At 56.0% G+C, this 14,254-nt stretch carries 11 protein-coding genes; 8 read left to right on the top strand and 3 right to left on the bottom strand.

Annotated features, from left to right (window positions below; genetic code table 11):
* Both SHM7688_RS11690 and pepN read right to left on the bottom strand, forming a co-directional pair.
* Window positions 1-429: a hypothetical protein gene (locus SHM7688_RS11690; RefSeq protein WP_058240114.1), complete on the bottom strand. Its 429-nt coding sequence runs from the start codon at window positions 427-429 to the stop codon at window positions 1-3.
* Between the two features lie 15 nt (window positions 430-444).
* The gene (pepN, locus tag SHM7688_RS11695; protein ID WP_058240115.1) at window positions 445-3,006 is read right to left on the bottom strand and encodes an aminopeptidase N; all 2,562 of its coding nucleotides are present in this window, start codon (window positions 3,004-3,006) and stop codon (window positions 445-447) included.
* 210 nt (window positions 3,007-3,216) lie between these two features.
* Between pepN and SHM7688_RS11700 the strand changes: the two genes are divergently transcribed.
* The 4 genes from SHM7688_RS11700 (at window position 3,217) to SHM7688_RS11715 (ending at window position 8,456) form a co-directional block, all read left to right on the top strand.
* Entirely contained in the window at window positions 3,217-5,349 is a 2,133-nt protein-coding gene (locus tag SHM7688_RS11700; RefSeq protein ID WP_058240116.1) for a malate synthase G, read from the top strand.
* A gap of 50 nt (window positions 5,350-5,399) precedes the next feature.
* Complete coding sequence (locus SHM7688_RS11705; protein ID WP_083499043.1) at window positions 5,400-5,825, top strand: GlcG/HbpS family heme-binding protein; 426 nt, start codon at window positions 5,400-5,402, stop codon at window positions 5,823-5,825.
* Between the two features lie 65 nt (window positions 5,826-5,890).
* A complete protein-coding gene (locus SHM7688_RS11710; protein ID WP_058240118.1) occupies window positions 5,891-6,670 on the top strand; it encodes a gamma-glutamyl-gamma-aminobutyrate hydrolase family protein in 780 nt (259 codons plus the stop codon).
* 292 nt (window positions 6,671-6,962) lie between these two features.
* A complete protein-coding gene (locus SHM7688_RS11715; RefSeq protein WP_083499030.1) occupies window positions 6,963-8,456 on the top strand; it encodes a diguanylate cyclase in 1,494 nt (497 codons plus the stop codon).
* Between the two features lie 57 nt (window positions 8,457-8,513).
* On the opposite strand, the gene SHM7688_RS11720 is transcribed toward SHM7688_RS11715, so the two are convergent.
* Window positions 8,514-9,266: an SDR family NAD(P)-dependent oxidoreductase gene (locus SHM7688_RS11720; RefSeq protein WP_058240119.1), complete on the bottom strand. Its 753-nt coding sequence runs from the start codon at window positions 9,264-9,266 to the stop codon at window positions 8,514-8,516.
* A gap of 304 nt (window positions 9,267-9,570) precedes the next feature.
* On the opposite strand from SHM7688_RS11720, the gene SHM7688_RS11725 reads away from it, so the two are divergent.
* The 4 genes from SHM7688_RS11725 (at window position 9,571) to SHM7688_RS11740 (ending at window position 14,175) form a co-directional block, all read left to right on the top strand.
* Complete coding sequence (locus SHM7688_RS11725) at window positions 9,571-10,038, top strand: methyltransferase family protein (protein ID WP_058240120.1); 468 nt, start codon at window positions 9,571-9,573, stop codon at window positions 10,036-10,038.
* A 132-nt stretch (window positions 10,039-10,170) separates the two neighbouring features.
* Window positions 10,171-11,742 carry a Re/Si-specific NAD(P)(+) transhydrogenase subunit alpha gene (locus SHM7688_RS11730; RefSeq protein ID WP_058240121.1) on the top strand — a complete coding sequence of 524 codons (1,572 nt, stop codon included), beginning with the start codon at window positions 10,171-10,173 and terminating at the stop codon, window positions 11,740-11,742.
* An 11-nt stretch (window positions 11,743-11,753) separates the two neighbouring features.
* Window positions 11,754-13,292 carry an NAD(P)(+) transhydrogenase (Re/Si-specific) subunit beta gene (locus SHM7688_RS11735; protein WP_144432570.1) on the top strand — a complete coding sequence of 513 codons (1,539 nt, stop codon included), beginning with the start codon at window positions 11,754-11,756 and terminating at the stop codon, window positions 13,290-13,292.
* A gap of 211 nt (window positions 13,293-13,503) precedes the next feature.
* A complete protein-coding gene (locus SHM7688_RS11740) occupies window positions 13,504-14,175 on the top strand; it encodes a THUMP domain-containing protein (protein ID WP_058240123.1) in 672 nt (223 codons plus the stop codon).
* Window positions 14,176-14,254 lie beyond the last annotated feature (79 nt).

Raw genomic sequence — 14,254 nt, forward strand, 5'->3', positions numbered from 1 at the left:
TCAGATAATTTTCAGTCTCTCGTGCATCACAGGAATATCATGTGCTGCCATCGCCGCTTCAAAATCAGCGCGTGGAGGTAAAACATCTTGTGGAATCCGTACTTTTCCGCCATCGCCCATCTCTAGCGTCACGCGAAAAGCTACGTTCAAACGTGTGACGGTCTGCACCGCGCGGATGTTATGGAACGCAATGTTCGCCTCTTGTGTGACGTTTTTCCAATGCAGGCTGTCATCGTCGATAGAAAAATGCGTTACCGGGTTGAAGAGAACATCTACCAAAGACGGCACCGCAAGGAGAGATACAAGGAGGACAATGACCCAGTGCAGCCCTGCTACCAAAAGCGCCGAAATGCCGAATGCAAACAGGAGCACAACGGCAATACTCCGACGGTTGCGCCCGTAGGTTGTGTGTTGCAGTGCGCGGGTCATTGTCTTTCCTCAGATCTATGCATCAAGGATGCGCCCAACCATTTCTGATGTGTCCCGGCTGAGGTTGCTTTGAGTGGCGATGCGTTCCAGTTGTTCTTTTATGAGCGACTGGCGGTGGGCATCGTAGCGTTTCCAGGTTTGGAAGGCACTGCACATGCGCGCTGTCGTCTGTGGGTTCACCGGGTCCAGCTTGATCAGCCAATCTGCGAGAAGGGCATAGGCTGCGCCGCTTTGATGATGGAAACCGGCATGGTTCATGGCCAGAATACCCATGACAGAACGGAATCGATTGGGATTTTTCATTTCAAAATCAGCATGTTGGGTGAGGGTGCGGGCAACGGTTGCAGAGTCTGCAGGTTTGGCATGCATCACTTGCAGCGAGAACCATTTGTCCATGACCAAGCGGTCGGACTGCCACTGATCATAGAAGGCTTGTAGCGCGCTTGCGCCTTTGCCTGCGTCAATCAAGGCGCTGAGCGCAGCCAGCTGCAATGTCATATTGTCGGCATGTGCGTATTGCTGAGAGGCCGTTGCCCCTCCGTCGAGGCGCGTTACAAGCGCCAGCGCGGCATTGGCGAGGCTGCGTTTTCCGGCGGGGCCTGCTTCAGGGCTGAAGGGGCCTTCAACCTGATTTTTTGCGTAGAGATCTGGGAGCATATCCGCAAAAGCTCGCGCTTTGGCGTCGCGCAGCGCTTCGCTTGCGGTGTGAATCGCGGCAGGATCTGGGATTTGGCCCATTTTGTGGATAACCCCTGCCAGTTCGGATTGTGAGGGCTGCCCAAGCATCAGAGCGCGGTAAGCGGGATCCAGAGTCTCATCACACAGAAGGGCTTTTAGCCCATCAAGGTAGGCGGCGTTGTGTGGCGCTCCTTCTAAGATGGCGCCCAACAGGCTGTCTCGTGCAAGATCGCGCCCTGCCTCCCAGCGATTGAAGGGGTCTGTGTCATGGGCCAGCAAAAAGGCGCGTCTGGTATTGTCTATGTCTTGTTTCAGGATCACCGGTGCCGAAAATCCGCGGAGGACAGATGCGATTGGCCGGGTCGTATGCCCTTCAAATGAGAAACTTTGTTCGGCTTTGTTTAATTCCAGAGCCATTGTTGGTTGCACTTCTTCGCCATCAGTATTGAGCAGACCAATGGCAACAGGGATGACCTGAGGGTGTTTTTCATCCTGACCCGGCGTGGGTGCGCTCTTTTGGCTGAGATGCAGCGTGAAGGTCTCGCCGTTATATTCTTCGCGCACCGTCACTTCGGGTGTTCCAGACTGGGAATACCAGAGTTTGAACTGTGTGAGATCGCGACCAGTGGTGTCTTCGAAGGCTTTGATCCAGTCCTCAATCGTGCAGGCCTGACCATCATGACGCTCAAAATAGAGGTCCAGCGCCTTGGCATAGGCGGCGTCTCCTACGAGTGTTTTGAGCATGCCGATCACTTCGGCGCCCTTTTCGTAGATGGTTGCCGTGTAAAAGTTGTTGATTTCCTGAAAGCTTTCCGGCCGTACCGCATGAGAAAGAGGGCCTTGATCTTCAGGGAACTGACGTGCCCGCAGTGCGATCACATCATCGATCCGCTTGACCGGTTCTGAGCGCATGTCCGCCGTGAACTGCGCATCGCGAAACACTGTGAGTCCTTCTTTCAGGCAGAGCTGGAACCAATCGCGGCATGTGATCCGGTTGCCGGTCCAGTTGTGGAAGTACTCATGTGCAATGATCGCTTCGATCCGCTCAAAATTGCCGTCGGTTGCTGTTTCTGGAGAGGCGAGCACGCAGGAGCTGTTGAAGATGTTCAAGCCCTTGTTCTCCATCGCCCCCATATTGAAGTCATCCACAGCGACGATGTTGAATTCATCCAGATCATACTCACGCCCATAGACCTCTTCATCCCATGTCATGGATTTTTTCAGGGCTTCCATGCCAAAGGCGCATTTGCCCTCGTCTCCCGGACGCACCCAGATGGCCAGATCAACTTCAGTTCCAGACTTGGTTGTAAACTGGTCAGTATGCGCAATCAGGTTACCTGCCACGAGAGCGAAGAGATAAGCCGGTTTGGGCCAAGGATCTGACCAAGTGGCAAAGCCTTCGCCTTTGCTTACCCCGTTGCCGTTTGACAGCATGACAGGGGTATTGTCGGCGTCTGCCTCGATCCGGACATCAAAAACGGACATGACGTCCGGCCGGTCGGGGTAGAATGTGATTTTACGAAATCCCTCTGCCTCACATTGAGTGCAATACATGCCATTGGACATGTAGAGACCTTCAAGAGCTGTGTTGGCTTCAGGGTTGATTTCCACTTCGGCCTCCCAAGTGAAGGCTGTGTCGGGCACGTCTGCCTGCAAGCCGCCCTCTACGTATGAAGGGGAGATCTCCTGTCCGTCGATTTTGGCTGAGATGAGTTTAAGCTGTTCGCCGTGAAGGAAAAACATCTTGTCCGAGGTCGATGTATCGGGGGTGAACCGGATTTTGGAAAGCACGCGCGTGGCTGTGGGGTGTAACTTGAACGTCAGGTCCACATGCTCGACGATGTAACCAAAAGGTGTGTAATCCTTGAGATAGATCGTCTGCGGGGCGGCATCTTTCATCGGTCTCTCCATCCTGAATGCCCTATTGGTTTAAGATTTCCTGCGGCGCCTGCAAGGGCTTAAAGGATTGGATTGGAAAGCAAGAAGCTTGCGCTTAATTTATGAATATTTTTGAAAATCCCTTTGGTAAAAAAAGATAACCAATTTTGTTGCCTATCGGAAACTCATGCTCTAATTGAGAAATGTATCCAGTGGAAAGGGAGAGCCACAATGACTGATCGTGTTGCGCAAAACGGTTTGCAAATCGCACAGGAGCTCTATGACTTTGTTGTCAATCAGGCCCTTCCGGGGACTGGCGTGACGGAGGAGCAATTCTGGGCAGGACTGTCTGAGCTGGCGCATGATTTTGGTCCTAAAAATCGCGCATTTTTGGCAAAGCGGGAAGAGTTGCAGCAAAGAATTGATGGCTGGCATCTTTCGCGCAAAGGGCAGCCTCATGATGCTGCAGCCTATAAGGCCTTTTTGGAAGAGATTGGCTATCTGGTTCCAGAAGGCGAAGATTTTTCCATCGAGACAGCAAATGTGGATCCCGAGATTGCACAGCTTCCTGGGCCTCAACTGGTCGTACCTATTACGAATGCACGTTTTGCTCTGAACGCTGCGAATGCGCGCTGGGGCAGTCTTTATGATGCGCTTTATGGCACCGATGCCATGGGCGATTTGCCTACCGCTGGTGGATATGATGCGGCCCGTGGGGACCGCGTGATCGCTTGGGGCCGTGACTTCCTTGATAAAACGCTGCCTTTGGCCGACGGCTCTTGGCGCGATGTCAAAGGTCTCTCTGTTGAGAACGGTCAGATGGTCCCGGCGCTGAAAGTTGTTGACGCCTTCGTGGGGCACGCCGGAGAGGCGGCTAATCCTTCGCGAGTCTTCCTTAAAAACAATGGTTTGCACGTTGTCATCGAGGTGGACCGTGCGGGCAATATCGGGGCTTCTGACAAGGCCGGTATCAATGACATCACGCTGGAAAGCGCGCTTTCCACGATCATGGATTGCGAAGATTCCGTGGCCTGTGTGGATGCTGAGGACAAGGTGGTTGCCTATGGCAACTGGCTTGGGCTGATGCAGGGCAATCTCGCGGAAGAGGTGAGCAAAGGTGGCAAGACCTTCACACGTGTTTTGAATGAGGACGTCACATTTACAGCAGCGAGCGGTGCGGAAACTGTTCTGAAAGGCCGTTCCCTGATGCTGGTACGCAATGTTGGGCATCTTATGACCAACCCTGCGGTTCTTGATCGGGAGGGCAATGAAATCGGCGAAGGCTTGATGGATGCGCTGGTGACTGTGATGATTGCGATGCACGATCTGAACAAAGAGAGTGGAAACTCCGTTCATGGCTCGGTCTACATCGTGAAGCCAAAGATGCACGGCCCCGAAGAGGTGGCGTTCTCCAATGAGATCTTCACCAAGGTCGAGGATATTCTCGGCCTGCCGCGCAACACGGTGAAAATGGGGATCATGGATGAGGAGCGTCGCACGTCGGCCAACCTGAAAGAGTGTATTCGCGCGGCCAAATCCCGTGTGGCCTTTATCAATACGGGCTTCTTGGACCGCACTGGTGATGAGATTCACACCTCAATGGAGGCGGGTGCGTTCTTGCGTAAAGGTGAAATGAAAACAACGCCTTGGATTTTGTCTTATGAGGATCGCAACGTCGATATCGGCTTGGCGTGCGGGCTTCAGGGCAAGGCCCAGATTGGCAAAGGCATGTGGGCCATGCCAGATCTCATGGGCGCGATGCTGGATCAGAAAATCGGGCATCCGAAATCTGGTGCCAATTGTGCTTGGGTGCCGTCCCCGACCGCAGCGACATTGCATGCCACACACTACCATGAGGTAGATGTTCTGGCGCGGCAGGAAGAAATCAAAGCAGGCGGGGCGCGCGGCTCTCTTGATGATCTGCTGACGGTTCCGGTGATGGATGGGCAGAACCTGTCTGATGAAGAGATCGCTGCCGAAGTGGAAAACAACGCGCAGGGCATTTTGGGATATGTGGTCCGCTGGGTCGATCAGGGCGTAGGGTGCTCCAAAGTACCAGACATCAACGACGTTGGGCTGATGGAAGACCGCGCGACCTGCCGTATTTCCTCACAAGGTTTGGCCAACTGGCTGCATCAGGGCGTGGTCAGCGAGGCGCAAGTCATGGCGGCTATGCAGAAAATGGCGGCTGTTGTGGATCGTCAAAATGCCAATGATCCGCTCTATACGCCGATGGCGCCGGGCTTTGATGGGATTGCCTTCCAGGCCGCTTGTGATCTGGTGTTCAAGGGGCGGGTGCAACCGTCTGGTTATACGGAGCCTGTGCTGCATGCGCGGCGCTTGGAGCTGAAGGCACAAGCATAAATCTTGAGGTCAGAGCACGGCTCTGACCTTTCTTATTGGGAGAGAAAATGATGACGATTTCACTTCGCCGCGCGCGAACAATTATTCGTAAGGCCTTGGAAAAAGGCCGTGAAATGGAGTTCAAACCATTGTCTGTCGTGGTGCTTGACGCGGGCGGTCATGTGCAGGCATTTGAGCGTGAAGACGGCGCAGCTCCAGGGCGGTTTGCGATTGCGCATGGCAAAGCTTACGGCGCTGTGATGCTCGGGATGGCGGGCACTGCTCAGATGGCGCGGGCAGAACAGCAGGCCTACTTCATGGCGGCGGTGAATGGCGTTTACGGCGGGCAGGTTGTGCCCGTGCCCGGCGGCGTTTTGCTGCGGGACAAAAAAGGTGCCGTGATTGGCGCTGTGGGTGTGACAGGCGATACCTCCGATAATGACGCTGTTGCTGCAATGGCAGGCATTGAGGCTGTAGGGCTGACTGGCGAAGTGTGATTGGGCTTCCGCATTGACTGCACAGGTTCTATGTTAACCTGTGCAGTAGACGAACGAGGCTTCTTATGACGCGCCCTGTTGTTGGGATCATTGGCAATCAGTATCTGATCAACGACCAATATCCGGCTCATGCCGGCGGAACGATGAATTCCGAAGCGATTTCAGGCGTTTCTGGCTGCATGCCGCTTTTAATTCCGGCGGATCCGCGGTTTGTCTCCGTTGAGGAGTTGCTGGAAAAATGCGACGGCTTCCTGCTCACAGGGGGGCGTCCAAATGTACACCCGGAGGAATATGGCGAGCCGGAAACGCTGGCGCATGGGGAATTTGATCGTGCGCGGGATGCGATTGTCTTGCCATTGGTGCGGGCTTGTGTGGAAACTGGGCAGCCCTTTATGGGCATTTGCCGTGGCTTTCAGGAAGTGAATGTCGCCATGGGTGGCAGCCTCTACCCTGAGATCCGCGACCTGCCGGGACGGGATAATCACCGCATGCCACCTGATGGATCCCTCGAAGAAAAATTTGCTCTGCGCCATCTTGTAACCTTCTGTGAAGGGGGGCCTTTTCAGCGTTTGATGGGGGCACAGAAAGTCATGACCAATACCCTTCATGGACAGGGTATTAAGCGCGCTGGGCAGCGGGTGGTGATTGATGGTTATGCGCCCGATGAAACGCCGGAGGCGATTTACATCAAAGATGCGCCGGGTTTTACCATGTCGGTGCAGTGGCATCCGGAATGGGATGCGGCCAATGACCCGGTAAGCCGGCCTTTGTTTGAGGCGTTTGGCGAAGCCGTGCATGCTTGGGCGCAGGCGGGAGAAGCGCGACCTGTGCGCAAATCTGCTTAGGCGTTAACGGTTTTTGGGGGGCTGTTTTTGACGTCGGTATCGCGTCGGTATTCCAACGGTATTGCGTAGGTGGATTTCAGGAAATCTAAACCTTAATGCCTCGACACTTTGTCTGGCGCTGCCAAGGGGGTTTGCACCCTGTTGGCCATGTTTTCTGAATGGGCCGGTTGAGTGCCTGCCCTTAGGTAAATCCTAAGTAAAATTTGGCCCAATTTGCGGCTTCTCTTTTAGGGCGGACGCAACTTTTTTGCTGCAAAAGAGAGCAATCAAGATGCACTTATGGGGCCCCAAAATGCGAGAACAGCGACAACCTTTTATCGCGGATCCGGTCGGTGCCTGCGATACTTTTCGCCAAGAACAGATGCTTGAAGTGCTCAATCAGATGGAGCAGGGCATCGTCGTTTGGGACAGCGATCAAAACTGTCTGATGTTCAATGAGAGAATCTTTGTGGTGCTTGAGATCAGCCCAACGGATCTGTTTGTTGGCATGAAGCGCGAGATGTTTCTGGACAAAGCCGTGCAATGGGGCGTCATCACCGCGGGCAGCAAAGAAGAAGCGCAGGCGCGGTTCCAAACTGGGCAGCCCTTCAGCTTTGATCGCAGCTTGCCCTCAGGAAAAGTGATTTCCTCTTTTGCGCGGCCTTTGGGGCAGGGGGGGTATGTCGTGACGTTTACGGATGTCACCCAGTTTCGCAAAGATGCCGCAGATCTGGCCGTTGCCAAGAAGGCGGCGGAAAAGGCTGAGACAAAGGCGCTCAAGATGCTCGCAAAGGAGCAGGCATGGCGTGAAGAAGCCAAACTGCTGGGCGATCTGGATGAGTGGTTGCAGAGCTGCAAATCTCTTGCAGAGCTGTTTGAGGTGGTCACTCAGTTCATGACAAAGCTTTTGCCGGATACGGCGGGCGAGTTGTATCTCTATTCCAATTCCCGTGACGTGCTGGATGGGGCCTGCGTCTGGGGCGGAGGTGAAGTGCAGGAGCATATTGCGCCGGACAGTTGCTGGGCGCTGCGCCGCGGGCGCGGATACCGATATGAGGCCGGCGGGATCGGGCTGCAATGCAGTCACGTCAAAGATCATCCGCGCCAGCGTGAGGTGGAGCATACGCTCTGTGTGCCCATTGTGGCGCATGGCGATACCGTTGGTCTGATGCATGTGGTCTATCCAGAAAATGCTTCGGACGCAGAGGTCAGGCAGGGATATGAGTTTGCCTTACAATGTGGGGAACACATCAGCCTTGCGATTGCCAATGTGAAGCTGCGCGATGAGCTGCATGATCAAAGCACGCGTGATGCGCTGACCCGGCTTTACAACCGGCGCTATTTCCTTGAAGCGATGCGCACAGAGGCCAGCATGGCCGCGCGCAAGCGCAGCGATTTCTCATTGCTGTCTTTTGATGCGGATAAGTTCAAATCCTTCAATGACAATCACGGCCATGATGCCGGTGACATGGTGTTGCGGGCGATTGCCGACAAAATGCATGAGATGTTTTCTGATGGGGCCACGCCCTGCCGGTTCGGGGGCGAAGAGTTTTCCGTTCTCTTGCCGAATGTGACGGGCGCAGAGGCCTATGACGTCGCGGAAGAGCTGCGTCGGGCTGTGGAGGAAATCAAGATCCGTTATGGCTCAGGCGAATTGCCTCCGGTGACCATCTCCATCGGGGTTGCAAGCTTCAGTGACCATGGTCCGTTGTTACAGGACATCATTAACGCGGCGGATCGGGCGTTGTATCAGGCCAAGAAAGACGGGCGCAATTGTGTGCGTGCGGCTGACGCTGAGGCGCAATAAGACACTCTTGTAAGGGGAGGGATGCAACAGGCCTGACGCCGCTGCATCCCCTGTGCGTCACAATTCTCCGCCAGAAATCTGCACCATCTGTCCGCGTACGGAATCTGCCATGTCTGAACAGAGATACAGCGCCGCGTGGGCCACTTCTTCGGGGGTGATCAGCCTGCCATGGGGGTTTACGCCGACCATCATATGGCGCGCCTCTTCTTCGCTGCAGCCGGTGCGCTCCATAATGCTTTTGATGTTTTGACTGATGATCGGCGTCTCCACATAGGCCGGGCAGAGGGAGTTGAAGGTGATCGGCTTATTGGCGAAATCCGCCGCCAGCGATTTGATCATGCCATTTACGGCGTGTTTGGAGGTGGAATAGGCCGGTGCGCCTTTCAGGCCGCGCAGCCCGGCGATGGAGGAAACGGCCATAACCCGGCCCCAGTCTGTCTGCGCCATGGATTTGAGGGATTCGCGGATGGTGAGGAAGACACCATCAATGTTGATCGCCATCATATGGCGCCAGAAGTCCATGTCGGTTTTGTGCAGGGCGCGGCCTTCGGCGATGCCAGCGTTGGCCACACAGATTTGAATCGGTCCCCGTGCCGCAACCGCCGCAGCGACTCCTTCCACAACGGAAGCCTCCTCAGCGACATCCATCGCCAGCGGATGCAGACCTTCGGTGGCGGCCTCTTCCAGTACGTTTAAACGCCGCCCGGTGATGGTCACTTGGGCGCCTTCTGCGGCGAGTGCTTTTGCGATGGCCAGGCCAATGCCTGTGCCGCCGCCGGTAACCAATGCGTGTTTGCCTTGCAATGACATGATCCAATCTCCCTGTGTGTCTTTGAAGACGACAGTATCGGGCCGGGGAGGGCAAACAAGGCCGCTGCTGCAAACCGCCGCACCGTCATTTTATGTGATGCGCCCAGAACAGCGGCATAGGGCGTGGACAGATTGTGTTGTTTTGGTTTCATTTTCTCTGAAACAGCAGACATTCTGTCCTTTTTGCCCTTTGAGGCAAATTGTGCCGTTGCGTCGTCTTAAAACATCGCTACACCGAATGAGGACGCGCCCTGCGTCGGACCTAGACGCACGAAGCGTCGCAAGCCAGTTGAGGAGCCTGTGCATGACCGAGACCGCAAGTCGGCGTTTTTTTGACGTGCCGCCGGTCTGGCTTGTGGCCGCGCTCCTTCTTGCTTGGATGCAGGTGCGACACTTTCCTATGGGATTGAGCTTTGGCCCTGTCTGGGCGGATCTGCTGGGTGGTCTGCTGGTCGGCGGCGGCGTGCTTTTGATGAGCCTTGCCGTGATGGAGATGCGCCGCCACCAGACAAGCTTTCACCCGCATCATGACAGCGCACGGCTGGTGCAAAGCGGGATCTTTTCGCGCAGCCGCAATCCGATCTATCTCGGGGATATGATGGTTTTGACGGGGCTCATTCTCTATTGGGATGCGGTTCTGTCTTTGCCATTGGTGCCGCTTTTCCTTTGGTTTCTTGAGCGTCGCTTTGTGATTCCTGAGGAGAACCGCCTGCGTCGGACGTTCCGGATGGACTATGCCCGATACTGTGAAAAGGTGCGCAGATGGGTGTGATGTCGCTACGTCCATATGACAAATGCCGTCTGTTTGCTTGTGCAGCATCACGGGTGGCGTTAAAACATTTTGCAAGTGCAGCGTGGTCTGCGTGAAACATTATTGCTCTGACACTGAAGGGGGATAAGAAAGGTGAAGATAGGTACACCAAAAGAGGTGTTTGACGGAGAGAACCGGGTTGCGATGACACCGGATTCCGCCAAGCAGCTCCAGAAGCTCGGCTATGCCTGTGCGATTGAAAGCGGTGCAGGGGCCGGTGCGGGGTTCTCGGATGCGGTTTATGAAGAAGCGGGTGTTGAGGTCATCAAGACCGCAGCGGCGCTTTGGAAAGAGGTCGACATCATCGCGAAGGTGCGTCAGCCCAATGAAACCGAGCTGAAGCGTTTGAGCAGCGACAAGACGCTGATCTCCTTCTTCAACCCGGCAGGGAATGAAGCGGGCATGGACGCGGCCAAGGCCAAGGGTGCCAATGTGATCGCCATGGAAATGGTGCCGCGTATTTCCCGTGCTCAGAAGATGGATGCGCTGTCCTCCATGGCCAATATCGCGGGCTATCGCGCGGTGATCGAGGCCGGTAACAACTTTGGACGTTTCTTCACCGGTCAGGTGACAGCGGCGGGCAAAGTGCCACCTGCGAAAGTGTTGATCGTAGGTGCTGGTGTGGCTGGTCTGGCCGCGATCGGGACTTCCACCTCGCTGGGGGCGATCACCTATGCCTTTGACGTGCGCCCCGAAGTGGCCGAACAGGTCGAATCCATGGGCGCCGAATTTGTCTATCTGGACTTTGAGGAAGAGCAGCAGGATGGCGCGGCTACCGGCGGCTATGCCTCTGTGCAGTCTGATGAATTCCGCGAAGCGCAGCTGGCGAAGTTCCGCGAGCTGGCACCAGAAGTGGATATCGTCATCACCACCGCGCTGATCCCGAACCGCGAAGCGCCGGAGCTTTGGACCAAAGACATGGTCGAAGCGATGAAGCCGGGTTCTGTGATTGTGGACCTCGCGGCGGAAAAGGGCGGCAACTGTAAGCTGACCGTGATGGATGAGAAGATTGTCACCGACAATGGCGTGACTATCATCGGCTACACCGACTTCCCATCCCGCATGGCGGCGCAGTCCTCCAGCCTTTATGCCACCAACATCCGCCACATGATGGCCGACCTGACCCCTGAGAAAGATGGTCAGATCAACCACGACATGGAAGATGATGTGATCCGTGGGGCAACGGTGACCTTTGAAGGTGAAATCACCTTCCCACCACCCCCTCCGAAGGTGCAGGCGATAGCGGCCAAACCCAAAGAAGTGGTGCCGGAGCTGACACCGGAAGAAAAGCGCGCAGCCGAAGTGGCGGCGTTCAAACAGCAGACCAAACAGCAGGTGATGCTGCTGGGCGGCGGCGGGGCCTTGATCCTGCTCTTGGGTCTGGTGGCGCCTGCGAGCTTCATGCAGCACTTCATCGTGTTTGTGCTGGCCTGTTTCGTGGGCTTCCAGGTGATCTGGGGCGTGGCGCACAGCCTACACACTCCGTTGATGGCGGTGACCAACGCGATCTCCTCGATCATCATTCTGGGGGCCGTGATGCAGATCGGGTCGGGGAGTTTCCTCGTGATCCTGCTGGCGGCGCTCTCTGTCTTCATGGCCGGGATCAATATCTTCGGCGGCTTCCTCGTGACACGGCGCATGCTTGCCATGTTCCAGAAATCCTAAGGAGTTAGAGGATCATGCTTGGATTTACTACTGCGGCATATGTGGTTGCCGCTGTCCTCTTCATCCTGTCGCTGGGCGGTCTGTCCGGTCAGGAAAGCGCAAAACGCGCCGTGTGGTACGGCATTGTCGGCATGGCGCTGGCGGTCTGTGCAACCCTGATTGGCCCCGGTGCGGGTCTGTGGTGGCTCTCTGTGCCGCTCATTATTGCCGGTGGCGCGATTGGATATCAGCTGGCCAGCAAGGTTGAGATGACCCAGATGCCAGAATTGGTGGCCGGCATGCACGCGCTGGTTGGTCTGGCGGCTGTGTTTGTGGGTTTCAACGCACACTTTGAACTGGCCAATGTTCTGGCGCTTAAGGGCGCAATTGTGACCCTGCTGCCAGAAGTGGCGGGCATTCTGTCCAGCCCCAAAGGCTTTGTCTGGCCTGCGGAACTGGCGCTTGTGGCAGAAACCAAAGCGCTGGTGGAAGAGTATAAGTCTCTGGAAGGCTTTGCTGCGCTGCTGGCCAAGAAAGATGCGGTTGAGATTGCCATCCTGCGGATCGAGGCGAGCCTCGGCATCTGGATTGGGGCGGTGACCTTTACCGGCTCCGTGATTGCCTATGGCAAGCTGTCCGGTCGTGTGACCTCTGCGGCGGAAAAACTGCCCGGTGGTCATATGCTGAACGCCGGTGCGGCTGCGCTCTCTCTTGTGTGCCTGATCTGGTACATGAACTCGGCGAGCCTGCTGCCCCTGTTGATCCTGACCATTGCGGCGCTCTTCATCGGCTACCACCTGATCATGGGCATCGGTGGCGCGGACATGCCAGTGGTTGTCTCCATGCTGAACAGCTATTCCGGCTGGGCGGCTGCGGCGATCGGTTTCTCTCTTGGCAACGACCTTCTGATCGTTGTGGGCGCGCTGGTTGGTTCCTCTGGTGCGATCCTGTCCTACATCATGTGTAAGGCGATGAACCGCTCCTTTGTGTCGGTGATCCTGGGCGGCTTTGGTGGCGCGTCTGGTCCGGCCATGGAAGTGGAAGGCGAGCAGATCGCGATTGAGGCTGACGGTGTGGCGGCAGCGCTGGATGATGCAGACAGCGTTGTGATCATCCCGGGCTACGGCATGGCGGTGGCACAGGCACAGCAGAATGTGGCGGAGCTGACCCGTCGTCTGCGCGCCAAAGGCAAGAACGTGCGCTTTGCGATCCACCCGGTTGCAGGCCGTCTGCCAGGCCACATGAACGTGCTGCTGGCCGAAGCCAAGGTGCCTTATGACATCGTGCTGGAGATGGATGAGATCAATGATGACTTCCCGGAAACGGATGTGGCCATTGTGATCGGTTCCAACGACATCGTGAACCCGGCAGCGCAAGAAGATCCGAACAGCCCGATTGCAGGCATGCCGGTTCTGGAGTGCTGGAAAGCGAAACAGGTGTTTGTCTCCAAACGGGGGCAGGGCACCGGGTATTCGGGCATCGAGAACCCGCTGTTCTTCAAGGAGAACACCCGGATGTTTTATGGCGATGCGAAGGCAAGCCTTGATAAGCTGCTGACGATGATCGACTGATCATTTCACGCAGGGATTTCAGGAAAGGCGCTCCGGTCGGGGCGCCTTTTCTTTTGGCGGATCTGCGGCGCGCCGTGGGAATCCTCCGGCGGGGATATTTGGAGAGTGAGAAAGCGGGAGGGGGGCGCAGGAAAGGCGTTTGATTTTCGGTAAAAACACGTTTTAGATGTAGTGATGCCGCAGATTGTGTGGCGCGTGTTGGGGGCATTGAATGACGATGAAGCGGTTTTGGCTGGCACTGTGTCTGGGGCTGGGAGCCTGTAGCATCCCGCCTGTGGATCCCACCTATATCAGTGACACCCCGGCGGATGCGGCCAGTTTTGCTCTGGCGCAGCGCGCGGTGCGGGCGTGTAGTGATTTGCACAGCCCCGATGCGGTGCAGCGGAAATTGACACAGGCAGGGTTTCAGGTGGTCGCAAAGGGAACGGCGTCAAGGGGGCGGGAACGGTTTGATGTTGTTGCGCCTGATGCGGATGTGATTGTCCATTTTAATGCGAGTAATTGTTTTGTTGGGCTGGTGGGCATGACGCCGGAGCAGTCCTATGAGCTGGCGCAGATCTGGGTGAAGGCCCATCAGGCCAAGCCGAATTCGGCATATGGCGATGGGTTGTCAGACCATGTTGTCGGGGCCTGGCGGCGCTTTTTTGAGGAGCCTGCTGCACAGGGCAAAGCGCCCTATCAGCATCGCATTTACATTGCCGCGTTTAAAACATGGCCCTATGGCCCCTATGATCCGTCCGGCAGTCTTGGCTATGCGATTGAGCCCTTCCCCAAAAAGCCGGGCGCGGCTGTCGAGCTGTCTCATCATGCGCAATGCAACGCGTCTGTATTGGACACAGTTGAGGGGGCGACCTGTTCGGGGTCGGCGTATCGCCCGCGCTGACGCGCAACGCATGCTGTATATTCTGAATTTTATGTCGCACAGCAGGAATGTATGCCGTGGTATTCAGTCAACATATTGA

This window comes from Shimia marina (genome assembly GCF_001458175.1).
GTDB lineage: Bacteria > Pseudomonadota > Alphaproteobacteria > Rhodobacterales > Rhodobacteraceae > Shimia > Shimia marina.

Coding starts and splice junctions, on each gene's coding strand:
- SHM7688_RS11740 (WP_058240123.1), top strand. CDS start 13,504: ATGACGATGAAGCGGTTTTGGCTGGCACTGTGTCTGGGGCTGGGAGCC.
- SHM7688_RS11725 (WP_058240120.1), top strand. CDS start 9,571: ATGACCGAGACCGCAAGTCGGCGTTTTTTTGACGTGCCGCCGGTCTGG.
- pepN (WP_058240115.1), bottom strand. CDS start 3,006: ATGAAAGATGCCGCCCCGCAGACGATCTATCTCAAGGATTACACACCT.
- SHM7688_RS11720 (WP_058240119.1), bottom strand. CDS start 9,266: ATGTCATTGCAAGGCAAACACGCATTGGTTACCGGCGGCGGCACAGGC.
- SHM7688_RS11705 (WP_083499043.1), top strand. CDS start 5,400: ATGACGATTTCACTTCGCCGCGCGCGAACAATTATTCGTAAGGCCTTG.
- SHM7688_RS11700 (WP_058240116.1), top strand. CDS start 3,217: ATGACTGATCGTGTTGCGCAAAACGGTTTGCAAATCGCACAGGAGCTC.
- SHM7688_RS11690 (WP_058240114.1), bottom strand. CDS start 429: ATGACCCGCGCACTGCAACACACAACCTACGGGCGCAACCGTCGGAGT.
- SHM7688_RS11715 (WP_083499030.1), top strand. CDS start 6,963: ATGCGAGAACAGCGACAACCTTTTATCGCGGATCCGGTCGGTGCCTGC.
- SHM7688_RS11710 (WP_058240118.1), top strand. CDS start 5,891: ATGACGCGCCCTGTTGTTGGGATCATTGGCAATCAGTATCTGATCAAC.